Origin of the sequence: Rhizobium sp. BK379 (assembly GCF_014193955.1) — a bacterium.
Taxonomy (GTDB): Bacteria; Pseudomonadota; Alphaproteobacteria; order Rhizobiales; family Rhizobiaceae; genus Rhizobium.
Map to the genome: position 1 here is coordinate 132451 of NZ_JACIAD010000008.1, position 20402 is coordinate 152852.

The 20402-nt window shown below is 60.0% G+C and carries 21 protein-coding genes; 9 read left to right on the plus strand and 12 right to left on the minus strand.

Annotated features, from left to right (window positions below; translation table 11 throughout):
* Positions 1-168: 168 nt before the first annotated feature.
* The 7 genes from FHT93_RS28775 to FHT93_RS28805 all read right to left on the minus strand — a co-directional run bounded on the left by FHT93_RS28775 (position 169) and on the right by FHT93_RS28805 (position 9702).
* Positions 169-2220, minus strand: coding sequence for a methyl-accepting chemotaxis protein (locus FHT93_RS28775; RefSeq protein ID WP_029869070.1), 2052 nt, complete (start codon positions 2218-2220; stop codon positions 169-171).
* A gap of 199 nt (positions 2221-2419) precedes the next feature.
* Positions 2420-4348, minus strand: coding sequence for a methyl-accepting chemotaxis protein (locus tag FHT93_RS28780; RefSeq protein WP_183850687.1), 1929 nt, complete (start codon positions 4346-4348; stop codon positions 2420-2422).
* Positions 4349-4707: 359 nt separating this feature from the next.
* Positions 4708-6423: a methyl-accepting chemotaxis protein gene (locus tag FHT93_RS28785; protein ID WP_183850689.1), complete on the minus strand. Its 1716-nt coding sequence runs from the start codon at positions 6421-6423 to the stop codon at positions 4708-4710.
* Positions 6424-6453: 30 nt separating this feature from the next.
* Positions 6454-6960 carry a chemotaxis protein CheW gene (locus FHT93_RS28790; RefSeq protein WP_112544062.1) on the minus strand — a complete coding sequence of 169 codons (507 nt, stop codon included), beginning with the start codon at positions 6958-6960 and terminating at the stop codon, positions 6454-6456.
* On the minus strand, positions 6957-9011 hold the full coding sequence (locus FHT93_RS28795; RefSeq protein WP_113015543.1) for a chemotaxis protein CheA: 2055 nt from the start codon (positions 9009-9011) through the stop codon (positions 6957-6959). The genes FHT93_RS28790 and FHT93_RS28795 overlap by 4 nt, the downstream gene beginning before the upstream one ends.
* Positions 9008-9376 carry a response regulator gene (locus FHT93_RS28800; RefSeq protein ID WP_112544064.1) on the minus strand — a complete coding sequence of 123 codons (369 nt, stop codon included), beginning with the start codon at positions 9374-9376 and terminating at the stop codon, positions 9008-9010. Before FHT93_RS28800 ends, FHT93_RS28795 begins: the two co-directional genes overlap by 4 nt.
* Positions 9373-9702 (minus strand): STAS domain-containing protein, encoded by a 330-nt coding sequence (locus FHT93_RS28805; RefSeq protein WP_113015573.1) that lies wholly within the window; start codon positions 9700-9702, stop codon positions 9373-9375. The genes FHT93_RS28800 and FHT93_RS28805 overlap by 4 nt, the downstream gene beginning before the upstream one ends.
* Positions 9703-10045: 343 nt before the next feature.
* On the opposite strand from FHT93_RS28805, the gene FHT93_RS28810 reads away from it, so the two are divergent.
* On the plus strand, positions 10046-11791 hold the full coding sequence (locus tag FHT93_RS28810) for a chemotaxis protein (RefSeq protein ID WP_183850691.1): 1746 nt from the start codon (positions 10046-10048) through the stop codon (positions 11789-11791).
* Between the two features lie 12 nt (positions 11792-11803).
* Here the strand turns inward: FHT93_RS28810 and FHT93_RS28815 are convergent, their stop codons facing one another.
* Positions 11804-12886, minus strand: a complete 1083-nt coding sequence (locus tag FHT93_RS28815; protein ID WP_113015541.1) for a tetratricopeptide repeat protein — start codon at positions 12884-12886, stop codon at positions 11804-11806.
* Between the two features lie 10 nt (positions 12887-12896).
* On the minus strand, positions 12897-13550 hold the full coding sequence (locus FHT93_RS28820) for a thiamine phosphate synthase (RefSeq protein ID WP_183850693.1): 654 nt from the start codon (positions 13548-13550) through the stop codon (positions 12897-12899).
* 108 nt (positions 13551-13658) lie between these two features.
* On the opposite strand from FHT93_RS28820, the gene FHT93_RS28825 reads away from it, so the two are divergent.
* Both FHT93_RS28825 and FHT93_RS28830 read left to right on the plus strand, forming a co-directional pair.
* Positions 13659-14423 carry a sulfite exporter TauE/SafE family protein gene (locus FHT93_RS28825; RefSeq protein ID WP_113015539.1) on the plus strand — a complete coding sequence of 255 codons (765 nt, stop codon included), beginning with the start codon at positions 13659-13661 and terminating at the stop codon, positions 14421-14423.
* A gap of 65 nt (positions 14424-14488) precedes the next feature.
* The gene (locus tag FHT93_RS28830) at positions 14489-14749 is read left to right on the plus strand and encodes a metalloregulator ArsR/SmtB family transcription factor (protein WP_029868735.1); all 261 of its coding nucleotides are present in this window, start codon (positions 14489-14491) and stop codon (positions 14747-14749) included.
* 157 nt (positions 14750-14906) lie between these two features.
* On the opposite strand, the gene FHT93_RS28835 is transcribed toward FHT93_RS28830, so the two are convergent.
* Complete coding sequence (locus FHT93_RS28835) at positions 14907-15080, minus strand: DUF465 domain-containing protein (protein WP_007826474.1); 174 nt, start codon at positions 15078-15080, stop codon at positions 14907-14909.
* A 230-nt stretch (positions 15081-15310) separates the two neighbouring features.
* Between FHT93_RS28835 and FHT93_RS28840 the strand changes: the two genes are divergently transcribed.
* The 6 genes from FHT93_RS28840 to FHT93_RS28865 all read left to right on the plus strand — a co-directional run bounded on the left by FHT93_RS28840 (position 15311) and on the right by FHT93_RS28865 (position 19236).
* A complete protein-coding gene (locus FHT93_RS28840; protein WP_029868736.1) occupies positions 15311-15514 on the plus strand; it encodes a DUF465 domain-containing protein in 204 nt (67 codons plus the stop codon).
* A gap of 16 nt (positions 15515-15530) precedes the next feature.
* Positions 15531-16025: a 5-(carboxyamino)imidazole ribonucleotide mutase gene (purE, locus tag FHT93_RS28845; RefSeq protein WP_112544476.1), complete on the plus strand. Its 495-nt coding sequence runs from the start codon at positions 15531-15533 to the stop codon at positions 16023-16025.
* A complete protein-coding gene (locus tag FHT93_RS28850) occupies positions 16022-17089 on the plus strand; it encodes a 5-(carboxyamino)imidazole ribonucleotide synthase (protein ID WP_183850894.1) in 1068 nt (355 codons plus the stop codon). The genes purE and FHT93_RS28850 overlap by 4 nt, the downstream gene beginning before the upstream one ends.
* Before the next feature lie 175 nt (positions 17090-17264).
* Complete coding sequence (gene ykgO / locus FHT93_RS28855) at positions 17265-17390, plus strand: type B 50S ribosomal protein L36 (RefSeq protein ID WP_007826467.1); 126 nt, start codon at positions 17265-17267, stop codon at positions 17388-17390.
* A 100-nt stretch (positions 17391-17490) separates the two neighbouring features.
* The gene (locus FHT93_RS28860; protein ID WP_112544069.1) at positions 17491-18108 is read left to right on the plus strand and encodes a hypothetical protein; all 618 of its coding nucleotides are present in this window, start codon (positions 17491-17493) and stop codon (positions 18106-18108) included.
* Positions 18109-18186: 78 nt separating this feature from the next.
* The gene (locus FHT93_RS28865; protein ID WP_113117295.1) at positions 18187-19236 is read left to right on the plus strand and encodes an alpha/beta hydrolase; all 1050 of its coding nucleotides are present in this window, start codon (positions 18187-18189) and stop codon (positions 19234-19236) included.
* Here the strand turns inward: FHT93_RS28865 and FHT93_RS28870 are convergent.
* Positions 19188-19991 (minus strand): SDR family oxidoreductase, encoded by an 804-nt coding sequence (locus FHT93_RS28870; RefSeq protein WP_112968817.1) that lies wholly within the window; start codon positions 19989-19991, stop codon positions 19188-19190. The genes FHT93_RS28865 and FHT93_RS28870 overlap by 49 nt on opposite strands.
* On the minus strand, positions 19988-20317 hold the full coding sequence (locus FHT93_RS28875; protein ID WP_183850695.1) for a nuclear transport factor 2 family protein: 330 nt from the start codon (positions 20315-20317) through the stop codon (positions 19988-19990). The genes FHT93_RS28870 and FHT93_RS28875 overlap by 4 nt, the downstream gene beginning before the upstream one ends.
* Positions 20318-20402 lie beyond the last annotated feature (85 nt).

Below are 20402 nucleotides of genomic sequence, written 5' to 3' on the forward strand. Positions count from 1 at the left end.
CAAGACCCCTTCAGGACTGCTGCGGATATCCCGCGAAATGACACATTGTGCCGCCGTAAAAACGCTTCATGCGTTGCCGGCTGGGCCGGTGTGTCCCGACGCGTCCATGCGCCGGCCATAACGGGGCCGCTGTTGCTGCGGCCCCGACGTCTGTCCGCGGGGAAGCGCCTAAGCACTTTCCCGGAAATCATCGTCAGTCGTGTCCGGTCCGCCCATGGACATATCGAGAGCAAAGCCTTTGGCGCGGGCCTGCTGAGCAACAACGCCGTTGGCGGAAGCTGCCTTACGGGCTGCAGACGGCGCCGGGCTGCGCGTAGTCACCTTGGCGGCTGGTACGCGGCCCTGGCGGCCACTCGCCGCCATTGCCTTGCCACCTGCCGTATCCACCTTGAAGAAGGCGATGGAGGTCTGCAGTTCCTCGGCCTGGGCGGCGAGCTCTTCCGACGTCGCAGACATCTGCTCGGAAGCGCCGGCATTCTGCTGGGTTACCTTGTCGAGCTGCTGGATCGCCTCGTTGATCTGCGACGCACCGACATCCTGCTCGCGGCATGCCGAACTGATCTCCGCCACGAGTTCCGCGGTCTTTCTGATATCAGGCACCAGGCGGCCGAGCATATCGCCAGCCTCCTGGGCGGCCGTGACGGTATCGCTCGACATGGCGCTGATTTCCGCTGCTGCCGACTGGCTGCGTTCGGCAAGCTTTCGAACTTCGGAAGCGACGACCGCAAAGCCCTTGCCATGTTCACCGGCACGGGCGGCCTCGACTGCAGCATTGAGGGCGAGAAGATCGGTCTGGCGAGCGATTTCCTGAACGATGCTGATCTTCTGGGCGATCGTGCGCATGGCCTCGACGGCGCGGGAAACGGCGCTCCCGCTCATCTCGGCATCCTTGGCGGATTGACGCGCGATCTTTTCCGTCTGGGCGGCATTGTCAGCGTTCTGTTTGATGTTGGCGGCCATCTCCTCCATTGAGGAGGAGGCTTCCTCGGCCGCAGAGGCCTGCTCGGTGGCGCCCTGCGACACCTGCTCCGAACTCGCCGAAAGCTCCTGGCTGCCGGCCGAAACATTTTCGGCGGCCGCAATTGCATCAGCGACGACGTCGCGCAGGCGCTCCACCATCTGTTCCAGCGCGGTGCCGAGCGTATCCTTGGCCGAGAGCGCCTTCGGAGAGACTGTCAGGTCGCCCCCAGCAATCTGCGTGGCAATTTCGGCTGTGGCGCGAAGGTTGGCGACCATGCTTTGCATCGCGATGCCAAGCGTATCCTTGGCTGAAAGGGGCTTGACCTCGACCGAGAGATCGCCTTCTGCGATCTGGTTGGCAATATCGGCGGTGGCGCGCAGGTTGTTCACCATGCCGAGCATGGCAATGCCGAGCGTATCCTTGTCAGAGAGCGGTTTCGGCGTAACGCTGAGGTCACCATTCGAGATCTCGTTTGCGATGCCCGCGGTATTGCGCAGATTATCCGTCATGACGTTGATCGTGTTCACCAGATCCTTGATCTCGTCATTGCTCTTGATCTCGACCTTCTGGTTCAGATCACCAATGGCGACGGCGTTGGCGACATTCATGATCTTGCGCAGACCGCTGCTGATGCCGAGCGCGATCCACAGCGCGGCAGCGAAAGCGATGACGGAAGCGCCGATGGCAATGCCGATCAGCAGGTTTCTGGTGTTGCCGTAGAGGGTTTCCGTATCGTCGTCGGCCTGGGTCATCGCCTTCTGCTGATGCGTGACAAGCGCGGTGAAGACGTCTTCCAGCTCCGTGACGATGGCGCGAACCTCACCACCGGAATAAGCCGTGGCCCCTGCCCTGTCGCCGCTTTCGTGGATCAAGGCGACTTTGTTGGAACCATCAACGAAACGTTTGCTCAGCTCGATCAGCCTGTCCCATGTCGGCTTGCTATCAGCCGTTGCGATCTGCTGGCCGCCTGTCGCGAAGGCGAGCATTTCATCCATGCTTCTTGCCGAGTTTTCGTAGTGTTTCTTGGCCGTTTCAGGATCCATTTCCAGAAGGGCGTTCTTCTGCCACCTGATGGCATCGAGCTCGGCAGCTTTGGCTTCCAGAGCCAGCTCCAGGCTTTTTGAAGGGCCTGCGATCAGGTTGCCAACGGCATCGTTCAGCGAACTGAGGCTGATAATTCCAAAGACTGCACTACCCATTAGCAGCAGTATGACGAAGCCGAATGCGGCCGCGAGCTTGAGCTTGATCGTGATGCGCATCGCAATACCCCTATTTGAAAGCGACGGAATAAGTGTGGACCGGTGGTTTCCTTGGCGCGGCATCACGCAGCAAAAACATTCCGGCAGGCGAAAACGGTTATCGAAGAAATTGCGATCTTGCCTCCGGCGTTCCTGGGCACCGAAAGCCTGTGTCAGGGGCCGAATGCCGAGCCCCTGACGGCATCAACGTGGCAAGCGCTCAGGCACTTTCCCTGAACTCTGCATCCCCCTCGTCGGGACCACCCATCGACATGTCCAGGGCAAAGCCCTTGGCGCGTGCCTGCTGGGCAGAAACCGTGTTGGCGGGCGCGGCCTTCTTGGCGACCGGCTTGCGGGCTGCAGCCGGAACCGGCGTGCGAACCGTGACCTTGGCAGCAGGAGCGTGCGATAGACGGTTGCCGGCCATGTCGACCTTGAAGAAGGCGATCGAGGCCTGCAGTTCCTCAGCCTGGGTCGCCAGTTCTTCCGACGTTGCCGACATCTCTTCGGAGGCACCGGCATTCTGCTGGGTCACCTTGTCGAGCTGCTGGATTGCTTCGTTGATCTGGGCTGCGCCGATATCCTGCTCGCGGCAGGCCGCGCTGATTTCCGAAACCAGCTCCGCGGTCTTGCGGATATCCGGAACCAGACGGCCGAGCATGTCGCCGGCTTCCTGCGCGGCCTTCACCGTGTCGCTGGACATGGAGGAAATCTCAGCGGCAGCCGACTGGCTGCGCTCCGCGAGCTTGCGCACTTCCGAGGCGACGACCGCAAAACCCTTGCCATGTTCGCCGGCGCGAGCAGCCTCGACGGCGGCGTTTAGAGCAAGCAGGTCGGTTTGACGGGCAATTTCCTGGACGATACCGATTTTCTCGGCAATCGTGCGCATGGCCGCAACAGCGCGGTTGACGGCATCGCCAGAAGTCTCGGCATCCTTGGCGGACTGGCGAGCAATCTTCTCCGTCTGGGCCGCGTTATCGGCGTTCTGTTTGATATTGGCTGCCATCTCTTCCATCGAGGCGGAAGCCTCTTCAGCGGAAGCTGCCTGTTCGGTCGCACCCTGCGAGACCTGTTCGGAACTGGATGATAGTTCCTGGCTGCCCGACGAAACGTTTTCGGCCGCGGCGATAGCGTCGGCGACGACACCGCGCAGACGTTCGACCATCTGTTCGAGCGCAACGCCCAGAACATCCTTGTCGGAAAGCGGCTTCGGGGAAACCGTCAGGTCGCCATTCGAAATCTGACCGGCGATGTGCGCGGTTGCACGCAGATTGGCGATCATATCTTCCATCGCGATACCGAGCGCGTCCTTATCCGAAAGCCGCTTCGCATCGATCGAAAGATCGCCCGCAGCGATGGCATTCGCCACGTCGGCCGTGGAGCGCAGATTGGCTGTCATCACATTCATCGTCGTGACGAGATCCTTGATCTCATCATTGGTGCGCACGTTGATCGTCTGGTTGAGGTCGCCGATGGCAACCGCATTGGCCGCGCTGCGCACTTTGGAAAGACCGGTGATGATGTTGATCGCGATCCAGAGAGCCGCAACGATCGAGAGCACCACGCCGACGCCGGCAATGATCATCAGCGTCGTAAAGGTGCTGCGGAATGCTGCGTCGGCGCTTTCGTCACCTTCGCTGATCGAGGCGCGCGTCAGGCCAGCCAGGGATTCCGTCAGCGCGTCAAGCTTTTCCGAAGCGACATCGCCGTCCGTCTGGTTTACCTCGATTGCGCGGTCGCGCTGGCCATTGAGCGCCAGCTCACGGATGTTATCGTTGAGCTTCGTGTAGTCCAACCAGAAGGCGCTAATCGCTTCCCACTTTTCCTTGAAGCCGTCGCCAGCGCTTTCCTGACCTTCCTTCAGAGCCTGTTCGAATGCTTTGCGCTGCGCTTCCATCTCCGAAACGGCCTGCTGCGTTCTCTGAGGCGTCGTCGCAAGCAGAAGGTCGCTTTCCGCGACATTGAGCGAGTCGAAAGCTCTCGCGAGGTTGGATGCATAGCCGTCCTGGCGAACCGGACCGGTCAGCAGTTCATCTTGCATGGAAGCGACGAGGCTGACGCCACGCATGCCGAAGCCTGCGCAGCAGAGGGTGACGGCAATGAGAAGCCCGAAGGCGATGGCTAACTTTGCCTTGATCGTGAAGCGCATTTGAATACTTCCTTGAAGTAGATCGACAGAGCTGGGGGCATTGCGCGACGTCCGGGCATGGATCGTCATTCTGCCGCTTATGACGGCATGCATGCAGAATATTCGGTTGCAGGAGATCATTGCCGCTCATTCCGCGTGCCCGTCGTCACGGACCCTGCCGGAAATTACGATCGGCTTGCAAAACCGCAGCGCGTCTGACTGCGGAAGGTCCCATCTTGCGGAAGGGAAATCCGATGCTCCGCCTGCCTGTTTAACCTGGCAGGCGGACATCTGCCGATCGATACCGACGCATACACACGTCGGGTCTTCAGTAAGCCGCGGGCAAGAAGTCCGCGGCGATGCTCATATCGGCGAAGCGCTTAAGCGCTTTCGCGGAAATCGTCGTCACCGGCGTCCGGACCGCCCATCGACATATCCAGGGCAAAGCCCTTGGCACGCGCCTGCTGGGAAGCAACGGTATTGCCGTGATTATGCGTATGCGTCGCCGGAGCCGGCTTGCGTGGAGTGGCGGCGGCCGGAGCCTTCACCACCTTTGCAGAAGTCTTTGCGGCGGTCTTCCGTACACCAGCGCGGGTCGCGCCTGCCGTATCAACCTTGAAGAAGGCGATCGAAGCCTGCAGTTCCTCGGCCTGAGCAGCAAGCTCCTCCGAAGTGGCCGACATCTCTTCCGAAGCACCGGCATTCTGTTGGGTCACCTTGTCGAGCTGCTGGATTGCTTCGTTGATCTGTGAGGCACCGATATCCTGTTCGCGGCAGGCAGCACTGATTTCGGAGACCAGTTCGGCCGTCTTGCGGATGTCCGGCACCAGGCGGCCGAGCATTTCGCCGGCGTCGCGGGCAGCCTTGACCGTGTCGCTCGACATGGAGGAAATCTCCGCGGCGGCCGACTGGCTGCGTTCGGCAAGCTTGCGCACTTCCGAAGCGACGACCGCAAAGCCCTTGCCGTGTTCGCCGGCACGTGCGGCTTCGACGGCGGCATTCAGGGCGAGCAGATCGGTCTGGCGGGCGATTTCCTGAACGATGCCGATCTTCTCGGCAATCGTGCGCATCGCATCGACGGCGCGGTTGACGGCGTCGCCGGAAGCTTCCGCGTCCTTGGCGGATTGGCGGGCGATCTTCTCGGTCTGCGCGGCATTATCGGCATTCTGCTTGATGTTCGCAGCCATCTGCTCCATCGAAGCGGAGGCCTCTTCAGCGGAAGCCGCCTGTTCGGTCGCACCCTGCGAGACCTGCTCGGAGCTGGCCGACAGTTCCTGGCTGCCCGAAGAGACATTGTCGGCGGCAGACAGTGCATCGGCGACGACACCGCGAAGGCGTTCGATCATGACGTTGACGTTGCCGAGCAGTTCGCCGATCTCGTCATGCGTGGTGATTTCGGCCATCTTGGTCAGGTCGCCTTCGGCAACTTCACGGACAACAGTGTTGGCGCGGTTGAGACCCTTGCTGATGGTATTTGCGATCCAGAACGCCGTGAGGACAGCGATCAGCAACGCTGCGGCGGCAACCGCGATCATCATCGTGCGTGTCGTGCCGTACTGCTGCTCGGCGCTGTCGTCTGCATCCTGCATGCGCTGTTTTTCGAGCGCCAGAATTTCGTCGAGCGTGGCGTCTATATCGTTGGCCGCCTGGCGAGCCGTCGTGACCGAGATATTGTTGGCGCCGTCCATATTGCCGGCCTTGATGAAATCTCGGATCTGGTCGTCGGCCTGATTGAATGTCGCGGAGAGTTGGGCAACGCGCTCCCAACGCGCCTTGCCTTCCTCGGTGGCGAGTTTCGTCACGGCAGCGAATGCATCGGCGAAGTCCTTGCGGGCCTTGGCGCCCTTTTCGATGGCGCCGGAAGCGTCATCGGCGTTGCGTGCAGTCAGAAGGTTCTTCTGCTGGCGGATGGCTTCAAGCTGGGCGATATTGATCTGTTGCGCCAGGTCGAGGCGCGCAGCAGGACCGGCAAGAAGGTTGCCGATCGTATCGTTCAGCGAGCCGAGGCTGAAGATGCCGTAGGCGGCCGTGCCTATCAGCATGAAAATGATAAAGGTGAACGCTGTCACCAGCTTTGTCTTGATCGTCAATCGCATCGTCTTAACCCCTCAGTGATTGGCCTCCGGCTAGTTGACGGCCCCCGCCGTCTCATGCCTCGATGAGAAAATCGCCTGCAAATTCGGGAGGATGATGAACTCACCACCCCTCTTGACCAGGCAGTTGATATAATCCGCGCGCCACCGCATACCCACGCTCGGCGGCGGCTCGCTGGCGTTTTTCGTCAGCGTCGTCACCTCGTTCACCTTGTCAGTACGGATACCGACGAGTGTCTGCTCCCCCTGCAGATCGACCTCGATGACGATGATGCGGCTGTCTATTGTCGCTTCCGAAGCCTCCATCCCGAAGGCGAGGCGAAGATCGGCAAGCGGAATGACCTTGCCGCGGAAGTTGATGACGCTGGCGACGAAAGGCTGGGCGCCAGGTACCGCAGTCTCGGGAAGCAGATCCAGGATTTCCTGTACGATGACTGCTTCCAGAGCGAAGGTTTCGCCATTGAGATCGAAGGTCAGAACCTCGACTTCCTCAGCGTAATTCCAGTGCTTGTCGAATTTTTCGGCTGTTGCTGTGCTCATCCTGCCACGCGCAATTGCGCCTCCTGTTGCTGACCCGCGGCAACGAGATGCCCGACGTCAAGAATGAGAGCGACGCTGCCGTCGCCGAGAATGGTGGCGCCGGAGAAGGTCGCCACGTCGTTGTGCAGTTTCGACATCGACTTGATGACCGTCTGGTGGTCGCCGATGATCTGGTCGACCACCAGACCGACACGTTCGGTGCCCGTCGAGATGACGACCACTTTCTGGTGGACGTCCGGCTTGGTGCCTGTGCGGAAGAGATCGCGAAGCCTGAGGAACGGAACCAGGCTGTCGCGCAGCGAGATGAAGGAGCGGCCGCGCGAGCGGAGATCTTCTTCCAGCGACAGTTCGAGGCATTCCTCGACCGCCGAGAGCGGGATGACGTAGCGACCGGAACCCACTCGCACCAGCAGACCGTCGATGATGGCGAGCGTCAGCGGAATGCGGAGAGAAACTTCCGAGCCTTGCCCGGGCAGGCTGACGATATCGATCGTGCCGCGCAGCGCCTCGACCGTCTTCTTGACGACGTCCATGCCGACACCGCGACCGGACAGATTGGTGATCGCCGCTGCGGTCGAGAAGCCCGGAGCGAAGATGAGCTGCAGCAACTCCTGATCGGAAAGCGGCTGGCCGGGCGCGATGAGGCCGGAGGATTCCGCTTTGGCGCGAACGCGGTCACGGTTGATGCCACGGCCGTCATCCTTGATGGAGATGATGACCTCGCCGCCAGACTGGTGGGCAGCAAGCGTCACCGTGCCGGCTTCGGTCTTGCCGGCGCCAAGGCGCTCGGCCGGCGGCTCGAGACCGTGGTCTATCGAATTGCGGACGAGGTGGACCAGCGGATCGGCCAGACGCTCGATGACGGTCTTGTCGACTTCGGTGGTCTCACCTTCGGTAACGAGCTCGATCACCTTGCCGGTTTCGCGGGCGAGATCGTGGACGAGACGGCGGAAGCGCGAGAAGAGCGTCCCGACCGGCACCATGCGCAACACCATCATCGTGTCGCGCAGCTCGCCGGAGAGACGTTCGATTTCTTCCGAAACCGAGCGTAGCGCTATATCCGAGCTGGAGCTTGCCAGCTGACTAAGGCGCGACTGGGCAATGACGAGCTCGCCGACACGGTCCATCAGTTCGTCCAGGCGTTCGGCCGGAACGCGGACGTTTTCCTGCGCTTTCGCCTGGGCTGCCGCCTGAACAGGAGCTGCCGCCTCGCGCTTCACCGGAACCGCCTCGACGGGGCGGAATTCCGGAGCAGCGGCGGGCACTGGAGCGACAGCTGCTGCGGCAGCTGCGGCAGGAGTTAGGTCTTTCTTTGCTTCGGCCGTTGCGGTCTGCGGACCGGCGATTTCCTGAACATCGAGCTCCATGTCATCCATGACGAAGATAAAGACGTCGTCGATGGCGGAACGGTCCTGTTCGCTCGTCAGAACGACGTCCCAGGAAACGTGAAGCTCTGTCGGGACCAGATCGTTGAGTAGCGGAATGCCCGATCTGTTTGCGCGGACGGTACATTCGCCAAGATCGCGCAATTCATCCAGAAGGCCGAGCGGGTTGGTGCCGTTGGCCATGGAATTCGCCGGAAGGCTGAAACGGATGCGCCACGTCGTTTTCTTCTTGACGGGAGCGGCGACGACAGGTGCTGCAGCCACAGGCACTGTGGCCTCTTTGGCCTCCGCCTTGCCGCCGACCGCTGCCTGGAGCTGGGCAAGCAGCTTGTGACCGGTATCACCATGATCGGCATCGGGTTGCTCGACAAGGGCGCGCATATGATCCTGCGCCGCAAGAACGGCGGCGACGAGCTCGGCGGTTGCCGGCACCTCGCCCTTGCGAACACGGTCGAAGGCCGTTTCGCAATGATGCGTGAAAGCCGCAAGCGCCTCGAAGCCAAACATGGCACCCGAACCCTTCAACGTATGAAGGCCGCGGAAGACAGCGTCGACGAGATCCCTGTTTTCGAGGTCGTGATTAAGGTCGAGAAGGCCGGCTTCGATCGCCTCGAGGCATTCGGCCGCTTCGGTTCGGAAGACTGCGACTGGATCAAGCGAGCTCATCTGCCGAGAACCTTCTTCACGATCTTAACGAGATTTTCCGGATCGAACGGCTTGGTGAGCCAGCCGGTGGCACCGGCGGCCTTGGCACGGGCCTTGAGGTCCGCGTCGGATTCCGTCGTCAGGAAGATGATCGGCACGCCGGCCTGGGCGGGCAGCTTGCGCAGTTCCTCGATCATCGTCAGCCCATCCATGACGGGCATGTTGAGGTCGGTGACGATCAGGTCGAAATTGCCGCTCTTGGCGGTTGCCAGACCCTCGGCGCCATTGACGGCTTCGGTGACGGTGTAACCTGCATTGGTCAGCGTGACCTTGGTGGTCAGCCGGATGCTGGCGGAATCGTCGACGGTCAGGATGTTTGCGCTCATAATGTCACCTCTTTATGCAACCAGAACTTCTGGTCTTCTTGATCGAAGACTTCCATAAATCCGGCGCGTTCAAGAACCTTGAGAAGCGAACCGCTGGCCGGAGCTGAAAGGGTAAAAGTCTTGCCTTCGGCCTTGGCCTGACGACGGGCAGATTCGATGAGCTGAAGAAAACTCAGATCCGCCTCCGCGTTTTCGGGAAGATTTACGGCAATACTATTATTGTCGCGAAAACGATCAATAATATTCGCATATACTTCCGAAGCATTACGAATGCTCAGAGCTTCCGGAAGGGATATAGATTCGAAATATTTTGCCTGAGTATCCAATGCAGCCTCCATGGTCGGAGAAATACTTAACGACCATAAAAGGACTCTCATGACAGGCTTAACAGCGCGTAAACAGCGGTTGTAGGAAAGTGCAATTGGCGCGAGTCCCGACTCCCTGAATTCTTATCCGGGATAATTTATACTGAAGCTTTCTCATATTATGAAATAACCTGAAAAAACAATATTTTAGACAACACTTTATAGGAAGCTTATAAAATCTTGCCGAATAGTTTTATGGGTTGTTAATCACAACGTTTACGAGTCTGCGGCGTTTACCTGCCGTTTCCATCCTGCCCGTAAAAATAGAGTCAAATTGCCTGTGTTCATAAGTAAAGGTACAAATGTGACAAACGCGACGGCATCGGCACAGACTGCATATTTGGCATCAGGTTCGGATATCAGCCAGACCCTGGAGTCGGCCCGCGCCCAGGTGGAGGAACGCTTCCTCGAAGGTGGTACAGTCCTGCTTTCAGTGATGGATGTCCTCAATCGTCTGTTGACGTCACTGGACCAGATCACCAAGGCGCTGGACAACAATGAGGCGAGTGACACCAGCGCCGATCTCAATGCGACCGTCCAGAACCTGATCGAGCTTCCGGGCTCTGAGGAAAAACGCCAGCAGGCTCTGACGGCACTTGCCCAGACCGGCTCGGAACTGCACCGGCATGTCGCTGATATGCAGGAGACGATGCGCTACCTGCGCACCTTCGCAGTGACGGTAAAGATAACGGGTGCGGGCCTTGCCGAATTTGCAGGCTTCGCTCAGGAAATCCTTGAGCGCATCTATTCGGGAACTGACGAAGTCAACCGCTTCGCCACCCATCTCGACAGCCTGCAGAAGGAGGTCAAGCTCGCCCTCTCCTTCGGCAACAATCTTTCCAAGAGCTACGCCGACACCGTTCCGGCAGTCGCCAGGGCGCTGAAGGATGACGCAAAGAAGATTGCCGACCACCGCCAGAGCCTCGGCACCATCGCCCGCGATGTAGGCGCAATCGCCCGCGGCGTGCAGGGCAAGGTCGCCTCCACTCTTTCGGCGCTGCAGATCGGCGATATCACTCGCCAGCGCATCGAACATGTGCAGAGCACCTTCTCGCTGCTCGAGGATTTCCTCGCAAGCGAAGACGGCGCCAAGCTCAATGCCGATGGACGCAAGCGCCTGCAGAACGTCATTCATCACCTGACAGCCGCGCAGATGGCTGAGATGTGCACTGACTTTCAGCGGGATTCCCGTAATGTCGTAAAGACCATCGCAAGCTTCAGCCAGGATACGCAGGAAATTCTGAGATTGCGCGACCAGATGAGCGGTCAAAGCGACGGCAGCGGTGGGAACTTCATGCGCGCGCTGGAATCGAGCGTCTCCGCCGCTCACGAGATCGTCAAGCAGGTCGATGTGGCAAGCCGTCAAGCCGACCAGGTCAGCCAGTCGACGATCGGCACCGCCGCAACGCTTCTGCAGTCCATCGAGGCGATCCGCGCGGTCAAGATCGATATCCATTACATGGCGCTGAATACCAACCTGCGCTGCAGCCGTCTCGGCGAAGAAGGCAAGTCGATCAACGTCGTCACCGCCGAATTGCGCATTTTTGCCGGCAAGCTGGATGATTCAGCCGATGCCATCGTCAATGGCCTGCCTGCGCTCGAAGCCTCGGCAGGGCGCGTTGCCCCCGCCGCCGGCTCCAGGAACGGCGGCCTTGCCGAAAGCCTCACCTCGGCCGTCGGCACGATCCGCTCCGCGGCCAACCTGATGGAAGACGAACTCAAAGTCCTTGCCGAACATGGCCGCGAGGTCGCGACCAAGATCAACCTGCTGATCGGCAAACTCGATTTCCAGCATGATCTCGGTGACGTGCTTGCCCGCTGCGCCGACGTGCTGGAAACCGTGGCCGGCGACCAGATCGCCGATATTTCCGACATTGCCGAAGCAATTGGCCCGCTCGACCGCAAGATCTTCAAGCTCTACACGATGGTTCAGGAACGCAATGTCCATCGCAACATCATTCCCGCCAACGAGGAAACAACAACAATGGCGCCTGCCGAGCCCGCCAAAGCCCAGAGCGACGAGGACTTGTTCGAGGACGCCCTCTTTTAGAAAGGCCGCAGCTCAATTGATGCGGCGGAACTTGTTCGCCGCTTCGATCGCCGCCTTCTGCTGGTCGTCTTCGATGCCGAGATAGAAATCCTCAAGCGAGGGATCGCTCAGTCCTGCACGCCGTGACAGGACGTACCACTTGGCCGCCTCGACCGGATCGGGCGCCGTGCCGATTGCATTGACGTAAAGATGAGCGAGCTTGTTCTGCGCAGCGACATTGCCCCGGTTGGCCGCAAGCTTCATCCATTCGAAGCCGCGCACGTAATCCTTCGGCCCACCGACGCCGTTGATCAGCCAGATACCCATGTCGAGCTGAGCCGTATCGAAGCCCGCCCGCGCCGCGCGCGCCATCCATTCGCGTGCCAGTTGCTTCTTGTCTTCAGGCAGGTCGGGCACCTGCTGGTAGATCTGCGCTACCGCATATTGCGCGTCTGCGATGCCCTGCTCTGCTGCCTTTTCATAATAAGGCAGGGCAAGCTTCAATCCCTTGTCCCCGGGATTGTCGGCTACGAGCGTTTGGCCCCAGTTGAATTCGGCTGACGAATTTCCGCCATCGGCCGCCTTGCGCATATATTCGTCGGCCTTCGCCTTGTCTCGCGTGACATTGTTGCCCTCCATCAGGAGCAACGCATATTTGAACATGGCGGTCGGATCGCCGCCCTCTGCCGCTTTGCCATACCAGAAGGCAGCGTTTTTCATGTCCCGCTTGACACCGAGGCCCTGCGACAGGATTTCGGCGATCAGCGTCTGGGCCGCCGGATCGCCGAGCTGTGCCCGTGGCAGCGCCTTGTCCATGGCGGTCAGATAGTAGCCACGCTGATAGGCGCCGAACGCTTCGTCGATCGCACCCGTATATGGCTTTTCAGGTGGCAGATCGGGCAGCTTCGCACCCATGCGATCGAAAACCCCGACGCCGTCAGACGGCTCAATACCCTGCGGGGGCTGCGGTCGGTCCGTACGGAATGTCTGGCTTGGCGTTGGCGAGCGCTCGGTAACGGTTTCATTCGCCTGTGCCTGCGCAAACTCCGTCCGAGCCGCCAATAAGGCGGCTATACAAAAGAGAGCGCATCTCGAAAAGCGGGCGGGGATCGGCATAAGCGCGATATCAATCCTCAAACCGTGGCGCTTTTTCGTCAAGCAGGGCATTGATCTGAGCCACGATCGAGGGCGCCTGAGCCGGCTCGGCGAATACGCCCATGCGCATCGCCACGAACTCGGCCCCGGTCTGCGCAACGGCGAGGGCGGAAGCCGGATCAGTGCCGCCCATGACGATGCACGGGATTTCGATCATCGACGCCCACCACTCGGCAAGCGCCAGGTTCTTCGGATGCGCCTCCGGCTTGATGTCGCCGTCGAGCTTGCCGAAGAAGATGTAATCCGGCCGCTCCTCGCCGACTTCCAGCGCCGTATGCCGGTCGGCGGCATTCCCGCCGCCGACGATCAGCTTGTCCGCATAACGATCGATTGCATCGGCAATCTCGCTTGCCGGTCCGGTGATGTGCAGGCCATCGGCCTTCGCGCGACCGACGACGCGGCTGTCGCCGGCAATCAGCGCCGCGGCACCCGCACCCTGAATAATGGGAACGAGCTTTTCCGCATGCTTCTGGAAGGCGCCGTCGTCAAGAGCGTATTGCGGCAGGATAACGGACGCGACATCACCGCCTTTCAGCGCATCGGCGACGATTTTCGCCCGCTCATCGGCATCGGCGATATCGGGCAGAACGAGAACAAGGCGGCAGCGGTTTTCCGGTTCGGTCATGAAGTCTTTCCATCTGCGGCGGTTTTTCCCGCTCTATGGCGGATCCGCACTCGTTTTGAGTGAGTAATTCCGATAGAGGGGGCTTGCAAGGGGAGGAACTTCAAAAGCATGCCGCAAGATCTGTCATTCTACTACGCAGCAATCCCGGCTGTCATTCTCGTCGGGCTTGCTAAAGGCGGGATGGGCGACGCTTTGTCGTTGATCGGCCTTCCCTTTCTCGCCCTCGTCGTCGCTCCCGTGGAAGCCGCCGCGATCCTCCTTCCCATCCTCGTCTTCATGGACATGATCTCGCTGGCGATCTGGCGCCAGCATGGCGACTGGACGACGCTGAAGATCATGCTGCCCGGCGCTATTCTCGGCATCACCTTCGGCTGGGCGACCTCCGCTCTCGTGCCAGGCAGCGTATTGCGCGTTCTCATCGGTGCCGTCACGGTGGCCTTCTGCCTGCGTTACTTCTGGAATAATTTCGGCCCCGGCAAGGGGATAGTCATCCCACCGCGTCCCCAACGCCCGATACTGGCAAGCCTCTGGGGCACGTTTTCCGGCTATGGCAGCTTCGTCGCCCATGCAGGCGGCGCGCCATTCCAGATTTATGCCCTGCCGCTCAAGCTGCCGCCACGCGAATTCACCGGCACCAGCGTACGCTTCTTCGCCATTCTGAACGCCATAAAGCTTGTTCCTTATTTCGCGCTCGGCCAACTCGACACCCGCAATCTTCTGACCTCAGCCACGCTTGTGCCCTTCGCTCCGCTGGCGACAATGGCCGGCGCATGGTGTGTACGTCGCATGAAGCCGCAGATATTCTACCCTTTTATGTATGCTATGGCGCTGATCGCTGCCTTCCTGATCTTGCGCGAAGGCGTGCTTGGATAGGGTTGCATTCCGTTGCGATGCACAATTTCCTTGCTGGAAAGGCCCGTTTGACGTAGCTTTTTGACATGTCGAACACGGACCCCTTCTCTGCGATTGCCGATCCGAACCGGCGGTTCTTGCTGGAGGAATTGCGGCGCGCTCCAAAGACGGTCAATGAGCTTGCCGAGGGTCTGCCGATCAGCCGCCCCGCCGTGTCGCAGCACCTGAAGGCACTGCTCGAAAGCAACCTTGTCTCCGTGACCTCGGAAGGAACGAGGCGCATCTACACGGTCAACAACCGTGGTTTCGACAAGCTCAATCTCTGGCTGGATCAGTTCTGGGCCTGAAGGCGCCCTCTTCTCGCAAAAACGCCAGCCCGATGCCGCATGCAAGGGACTGGCGCTCGATTTCGGTTATTCACCGGGTCTTGCTTGATAGTCGAGAAGATTGGGGAATTTCACCTTTTCTTTCACAAGACTAATGTCCGGCGATAGCCTGGAAAGATCAATGGACGGATGACTTGAGACGCTCGATCTCGTCCTTGATGCGCAGCTTGCGGCGCTTGCATTCGGCAAGTTCAGTATCGGAAATAGAGGGAGATGTTCTCAGGGCATGCAACTCCTCCTCGAGAGCGACATGCTTTTTCTGGAGCGATTCAAGATGAGCTTGAACAGTCATTTGACCCTTCCTTCCTCTTACCCTTCCCCAGCCATCCATTGCCAGGGATCCAAGGTGTCAACCAGCGGACTGTGACACATTTTTGAAGGCTTGTCGAAGGCCAAAAGATGAAGACTAAGCGGCAAATTCATGATCAACACTAACTTCCCGTTACCTCTATTTGGTGATAGGAGCTTGCGGAAATTATCGGCAGACCGGACAAGGTCCGAAGACGATTATGGGGAATGCAAATGGCCGATCAGGAACAGGCGGAAATCAGGCTCATGGCGGCGCGTCTGCGTCAGGAGCACGAGGATTACGACGCCGCGATCAACGCCATGATTGAGACGGGCTGCGACGCCCTCCGCATCCAGCGCATGAAGAAGAAGAAGCTGGTCATCAAGGACAAGCTCTCCAAGCTGGAAGACCAGATCATCCCTGACATCATCGCCTGAAGGAACGATTGTGACGATAACAGACAGACCGCCAGTCGCCATCATCATGGGCAGCCAGTCCGACTGGGAGACCATGAAGAATGCTGCCGATACGCTGGAGGCGCTGGAAATCGAGTATGATGCACGCATCATCTCTGCTCATCGTACACCTGACCGGCTCGTGACGTTCGCCAAGGGCGCGCGCGCCGAGGGCTTCAAGATCATCATCGCGGGCGCTGGCGGCGCGGCTCACCTTCCGGGCATGACAGCATCCATGACGCCGCTGCCGGTTTTCGGTGTGCCTGTGCAGTCCAAGACCATGTCCGGCCAGGACAGCCTGTTGTCCATCGTCCAGATGCCGGGCGGCATCCCCGTCGGCACGCTTGCCATCGGCAAGGCCGGCGCGATCAATGCGGCCCTTCTTGCCGCTGCCGTACTCGCCCTTTCCGACGAGGAGATCGCCGAGCGCCTCGACGAATGGCGCGAGCGCCAGAGCGCCTCCGTCGCCGAATATCCGATGGACGATCTCTGATGGTAAGGACGATAGGCATTATCGGCGGCGGCCAGCTCGGCCGCATGCTTGCCATGGCCGCAGCACGGCTGAATTTCCGCACGGTGATATTGGAACCGCAGGCCGATAGCCCCGCCGCGCAGCTCGCCAACAGCCAGATCACCGCCGCCTATGACGACCCTTCAGCGCTCGCCGAACTGGCGGGGCTCTGCGACGTCGTCACCTACGAATTCGAGAACGTGCCCGTCGCCGCTGCCGAAACTCTGGCAAAGAGCGTGCCGGTCTACCCGCCCCCAAAGGCGCTGGAAGCTGCTCAGGACCGGCTGGTCGAAAAGCGCTTCATCAACGGTTGCAACATTCCGACAGCCCGTTTCCACGCCATCGACAGCCAGGCCGATCTCGAGCAGGCACTGAAGGATTTCGGCGGCCAGGGCGTATTGAAGACCCGGCGCCTGGGCTATGACGGCAAGGGCCAGAAGGTGTTCCGCTCGCCGGCCGACAATCCTGAGGGCGCCTATGCGGAGCTTGGCTCTGTGCCGCTCATCCTCGAAAGCTTCATCGCCTTCGAACGCGAGGTCTCGATCATCGCAGCGCGCGCTACCGACGGTACCGTGCTCTGCTTCGACCCGGCCGAAAACGTCCACCGCAACGGCATCCTGCATACTTCGACAATTCCGGCGACAATCTCCGCCACCACCGCCGAGGCGGCGCGCAAGGCGGCCGAACAAATTCTGAGCGCGCTCGACTATGTCGGCGTCATCGGCATCGAGTTCTTCGTGCTTGCCGATGGCAGCCTCGTCGCGAACGAGATGGCACCGCGCGTCCACAATTCCGGCCATTGGACGGAAGCGGCCTGCATGGTCTCGCAATTCGAGCAACATATCCGTGCCGTGGCCGGCTTGCCTCTCGGCAACCCGCGCCGCCACTCCAATTGCGTGATGCAGAACCTGATTGGCGACGATATCCTCGCTGTTCCGGACTGGTTGAAACGCGACGATACGCTGGTGCATCTCTACGGCAAGACAGAGTCGCGCCCTGGCCGGAAGATGGGCCATGTGACGACGCTGACGGGCAAAGCCTCCTGAACTGGCGTCCCCCAGCGCCTGAAACCCACGGAAAAAAGCCTTCACGTGGTTGACACAGGGCAGAGGTCGGGTTATCTGCTCCCCCACCTAAAGAGCGCGCCCAGCCGGCGCGCTTTTGATTGTTAAAAGACACGGGCGAATGTGAATTCCCCCAGAAACATCGCGGATCAGAAAAATGAAGATCAAGAATTCGCTCAAGTCGCTCAAGGCGCGTCATCGTGACAACCGTCTCGTTCGCCGTAAGGGCCGCATCTACATCATCAACAAGCAGAACCCGCGCTACAAGGCTCGCCAGGGCTGATTGTACGCGTATCCGGTTGCGTGCCCACGGGCGCGCATATCGGTGGGTCGCTTCGGTGATCACGTCAAATTTGTTTGATCTTCAGCAGTGGCGGGCTAATATGTCCGCCATGCGCTTTTTTGCTATGACCTCAGCGGCGCTGCCGCTTGCCCTCATCCTGTTTGCTCCTGCCCTTCCTGCTGTCGCACAGCAGAAGGATGTTATTGTCGAACAGCCTGATAATGCCGATTCGTCGCCGAAGCAGCGTCTCGACCAACTCTATGGTCAATTGAAACGCGAGCGCGATCCCGAAAAGGCAAGCAGCATCGCCAATCAGATCCGCATGGAATGGAACGATTCCAACAGCGCGACGATCAATCTCCTGATGCAATGGGCCGACAAGGCGATCGAAGACAAGCGTAATCCCGCAGCGCTCGATTTTCTCGATGAAGCCATCGCGCTTAAACCGACCTATGCCGAAAGCTGGAACCGTCGTGCAACGCTGAACTTCGTGCTCGGCAACTATCGCAAGTCGATGGCCGACATCGAACAGGTGCTGAAGCTCGAGCCCCGTCATTTCGGCGCCCTCTCAGGCATGGCGGCCATCCTCGCTACCACAGGCAATGACGAGATTACACTCAAGGCCTGGGAGCGTGTTCTGGACGTCTATCCTGCGGATCGTGCCGCACAGGAGCAGGTCAATACGCTCTCGGAAAAGCTTGCCGGCAACCGCACGTGACAGATCCGGCATGGGCTTGACCGCGTAAGAAGACGCACAATCTTAGCTTGATGATATCGTCACTGTGCAGTTGAAGCTATGCTTGCCGAAGTCTCCGCCCTCCTCGCTCCCATTGCCGCCGCCATCGGCTATTCCTCCTACAAGGCCCGTCAATTCGAGCATGCCTATCCCAATATCGGAGAACTGACCGATATTGGCGGCTATCGCATGAACGCAGTGCATGTTCCGCGCCCGGATGCCGCCGATCTTCCGCCCCTGGTGTTCATTCACGGTGCAAGCGGCAATCTACTGGACCAGATCGGCGCTTTTCGCGAACCACTGGAGGGCCGCGCCGAGATGCTCTTCGTCGATCGACCCGGTCACGGCTACTCCGAGCGGGGCGGGCCGGAAAACGCGCTGCCATCGGGCCAGGCCGACGCCATTGCCAAACTGATGGAAAAGCGTGGGATTGAAAAGGCGGTTATCGTCGGCCATTCCTTCGGCGGCGCGATCGCTGCGGCCTTCGGCGTGCGCCATCCCGAAAAGACAGCCGGCCTGCTGTTTCTGGCACCTGCCTCCCATCCATGGCCCGGCGGCATCGACTGGTATTACCATGTCGCGACAACACCCGTTATCGGCTGGCTCTTCAATCATGCAGTCGTCGTCCCCCTCGGCCTACGGCGGCTGGAGCGCGGCACGCTGAATGTCTTCCGCCCCAATCCCCGGCCCCTTGACTACGTCGCCAGAACCGGACCGTCGCTGGTGTTGCGACCGCGCGCCTTTTACAACAACGCCACCGACTTCAAACGGCTTCATGAATATCTGACGGCCAATGCGCCGCACTATTCCGAGATCTCAGCGCCATCAGTCATCATCACCGGCGACCAGGACGAGATCGTCTGGGAACATCTTCATTCGCGTGGCCTGGCGCGGGATATCAGCGGATCGGAACTCGTTACCGTCAGAGGCGTCGGCCACAAGCCTGACTATCTTGCGACCGACGTTGCCATTGCTGCCATCGAGAAGATTGCCGGCCAGCCGCGCGACCTTGCGGCGATAGCCCGCAAGGCGGAGGAGAGGCTTGCCGGCTCTTCCGTCGATCAGACGGTCGGAACGGTGCCACCGTCGATCGTATATTCCGCACCATGAATGGAGGCGGCACGTGGCGAGGCGAGGAAAGCCACGAGTTCAGCCACCTCTTCCGGACGGCCCGGCCGGCCGATCGGTATGCCGCCAAGCGAATCCATCAACAGCCTGCGGCCGCCGTCCTCGTCGGTGCCGGCCTCTGCAGCAATGCGCTGAATCAGGGCGGTCGCAGCCGTGGTTTCGATGAAACCGGGTGCAACGACATTCACCCGAACGCCCTTCGACCCGACCTCCTTGGATAATCCCTTGCTGTAATTCGACAATCCGGCCTTGGCGGCGGCATAAGCAAGCGTGGCTTCATAGAGCGGCAGCCGTCTCTGGATCGAGGAAATATGGATGATGACGCCGTGGCCACGTTCGATCATGCCGGGCAGGAATGTCCTGTCGAGCCGTACCGGCGCGAGCAGATTGGCATTGATATCCGCCTGCCAGTGCGCATCCGTCAGAGCCGCAAAACCGCCACTCGGCGCAGACGAACCACCGACATTATTCACGAGGATATCGAGGCCACCGAAAGCCTCCGCCACGCTCGAGGCGACGGCGTTGACGCCCTCCGCCGTGCTGATATCAGCCTGGACGAACAGCGCAGGCGCCTGGCCTTCCGGAAGGGGCGAGCGCGCAGTCGTCGCCACCCTCGCGCCAGCTGCTGAAAGCCGCCGCACAATCGCCTCGCCCATACCCTTCGTGCCGCCGGTGACAAGAACACGCTTGCCGTTGAATTCGTTCGGATCGAACGGAAAAGCCGCTTCAGCCGTCATGCATCGATCTCCAGATGGGTAATGGCGCCGCCGGCAAGCGTGAAGCGGTAACGCAAGGTGACCGGACTGCCGGGAAAATTACCGGTCACCAATGCAGCCACGACCGGCTTGTCGGCTTCGCCGGAGATCTTCCTCGGGTCGACCGTCACGCCATATTTGCGTGTCGTCTCCTCCATCCATTCGCGGATTTCAGCCCGACCACGCCTGTCCTCGCCCTCGTCGCGCACGCCGGCATCGGCAGCAAAACAGGCAAGCATGCCGTCTATATCTTTCTGGTTCTCCGCCGCGTAATAGGCCGCCAGCGGCTTCGGAAGCTCTATGCTCATTCGCAAACTCCTCTTCGGTTGCTTCCCGAAAAGAATGGGCATAGGCTTTCCAGATGACAAGAACCTACAAAAAAGTCAGGTACTT

Excerpts from the sequence above, each read along its gene's own strand:
- FHT93_RS28775 (WP_029869070.1), bottom strand. The coding sequence starts at position 2,220 with ATGCGCATCACGATCAAGCTCAAGCTCGCGGCCGCATTCGGCTTCGTC.
- FHT93_RS28780 (WP_183850687.1), bottom strand. The coding sequence starts at position 4,348 with ATGCGCTTCACGATCAAGGCAAAGTTAGCCATCGCCTTCGGGCTTCTC.
- FHT93_RS28785 (WP_183850689.1), bottom strand. The coding sequence starts at position 6,423 with ATGCGATTGACGATCAAGACAAAGCTGGTGACAGCGTTCACCTTTATC.
- FHT93_RS28790 (WP_112544062.1), bottom strand. The coding sequence starts at position 6,960 with ATGAGCACAGCAACAGCCGAAAAATTCGACAAGCACTGGAATTACGCT.
- FHT93_RS28795 (WP_113015543.1), bottom strand. The coding sequence starts at position 9,011 with ATGAGCTCGCTTGATCCAGTCGCAGTCTTCCGAACCGAAGCGGCCGAA.
- FHT93_RS28800 (WP_112544064.1), bottom strand. The coding sequence starts at position 9,376 with ATGAGCGCAAACATCCTGACCGTCGACGATTCCGCCAGCATCCGGCTG.
- FHT93_RS28815 (WP_113015541.1), bottom strand. The coding sequence starts at position 12,886 with ATGCCGATCCCCGCCCGCTTTTCGAGATGCGCTCTCTTTTGTATAGCC.
- FHT93_RS28820 (WP_183850693.1), bottom strand. The coding sequence starts at position 13,550 with ATGACCGAACCGGAAAACCGCTGCCGCCTTGTTCTCGTTCTGCCCGAT.
- FHT93_RS28825 (WP_113015539.1), top strand. The coding sequence starts at position 13,659 with ATGCCGCAAGATCTGTCATTCTACTACGCAGCAATCCCGGCTGTCATT.
- FHT93_RS28830 (WP_029868735.1), top strand. The coding sequence starts at position 14,489 with ATGTCGAACACGGACCCCTTCTCTGCGATTGCCGATCCGAACCGGCGG.
- FHT93_RS28835 (WP_007826474.1), bottom strand. The coding sequence starts at position 15,080 with ATGACTGTTCAAGCTCATCTTGAATCGCTCCAGAAAAAGCATGTCGCT.
- FHT93_RS28840 (WP_029868736.1), top strand. The coding sequence starts at position 15,311 with ATGGCCGATCAGGAACAGGCGGAAATCAGGCTCATGGCGGCGCGTCTG.
- ykgO (WP_007826467.1), top strand. The coding sequence starts at position 17,265 with ATGAAGATCAAGAATTCGCTCAAGTCGCTCAAGGCGCGTCATCGTGAC.
- FHT93_RS28860 (WP_112544069.1), top strand. The coding sequence starts at position 17,491 with ATGTCCGCCATGCGCTTTTTTGCTATGACCTCAGCGGCGCTGCCGCTT.
- FHT93_RS28865 (WP_113117295.1), top strand. The coding sequence starts at position 18,187 with ATGCTTGCCGAAGTCTCCGCCCTCCTCGCTCCCATTGCCGCCGCCATC.
- FHT93_RS28870 (WP_112968817.1), bottom strand. The coding sequence starts at position 19,991 with ATGACGGCTGAAGCGGCTTTTCCGTTCGATCCGAACGAATTCAACGGC.
- FHT93_RS28875 (WP_183850695.1), bottom strand. The coding sequence starts at position 20,317 with ATGAGCATAGAGCTTCCGAAGCCGCTGGCGGCCTATTACGCGGCGGAG.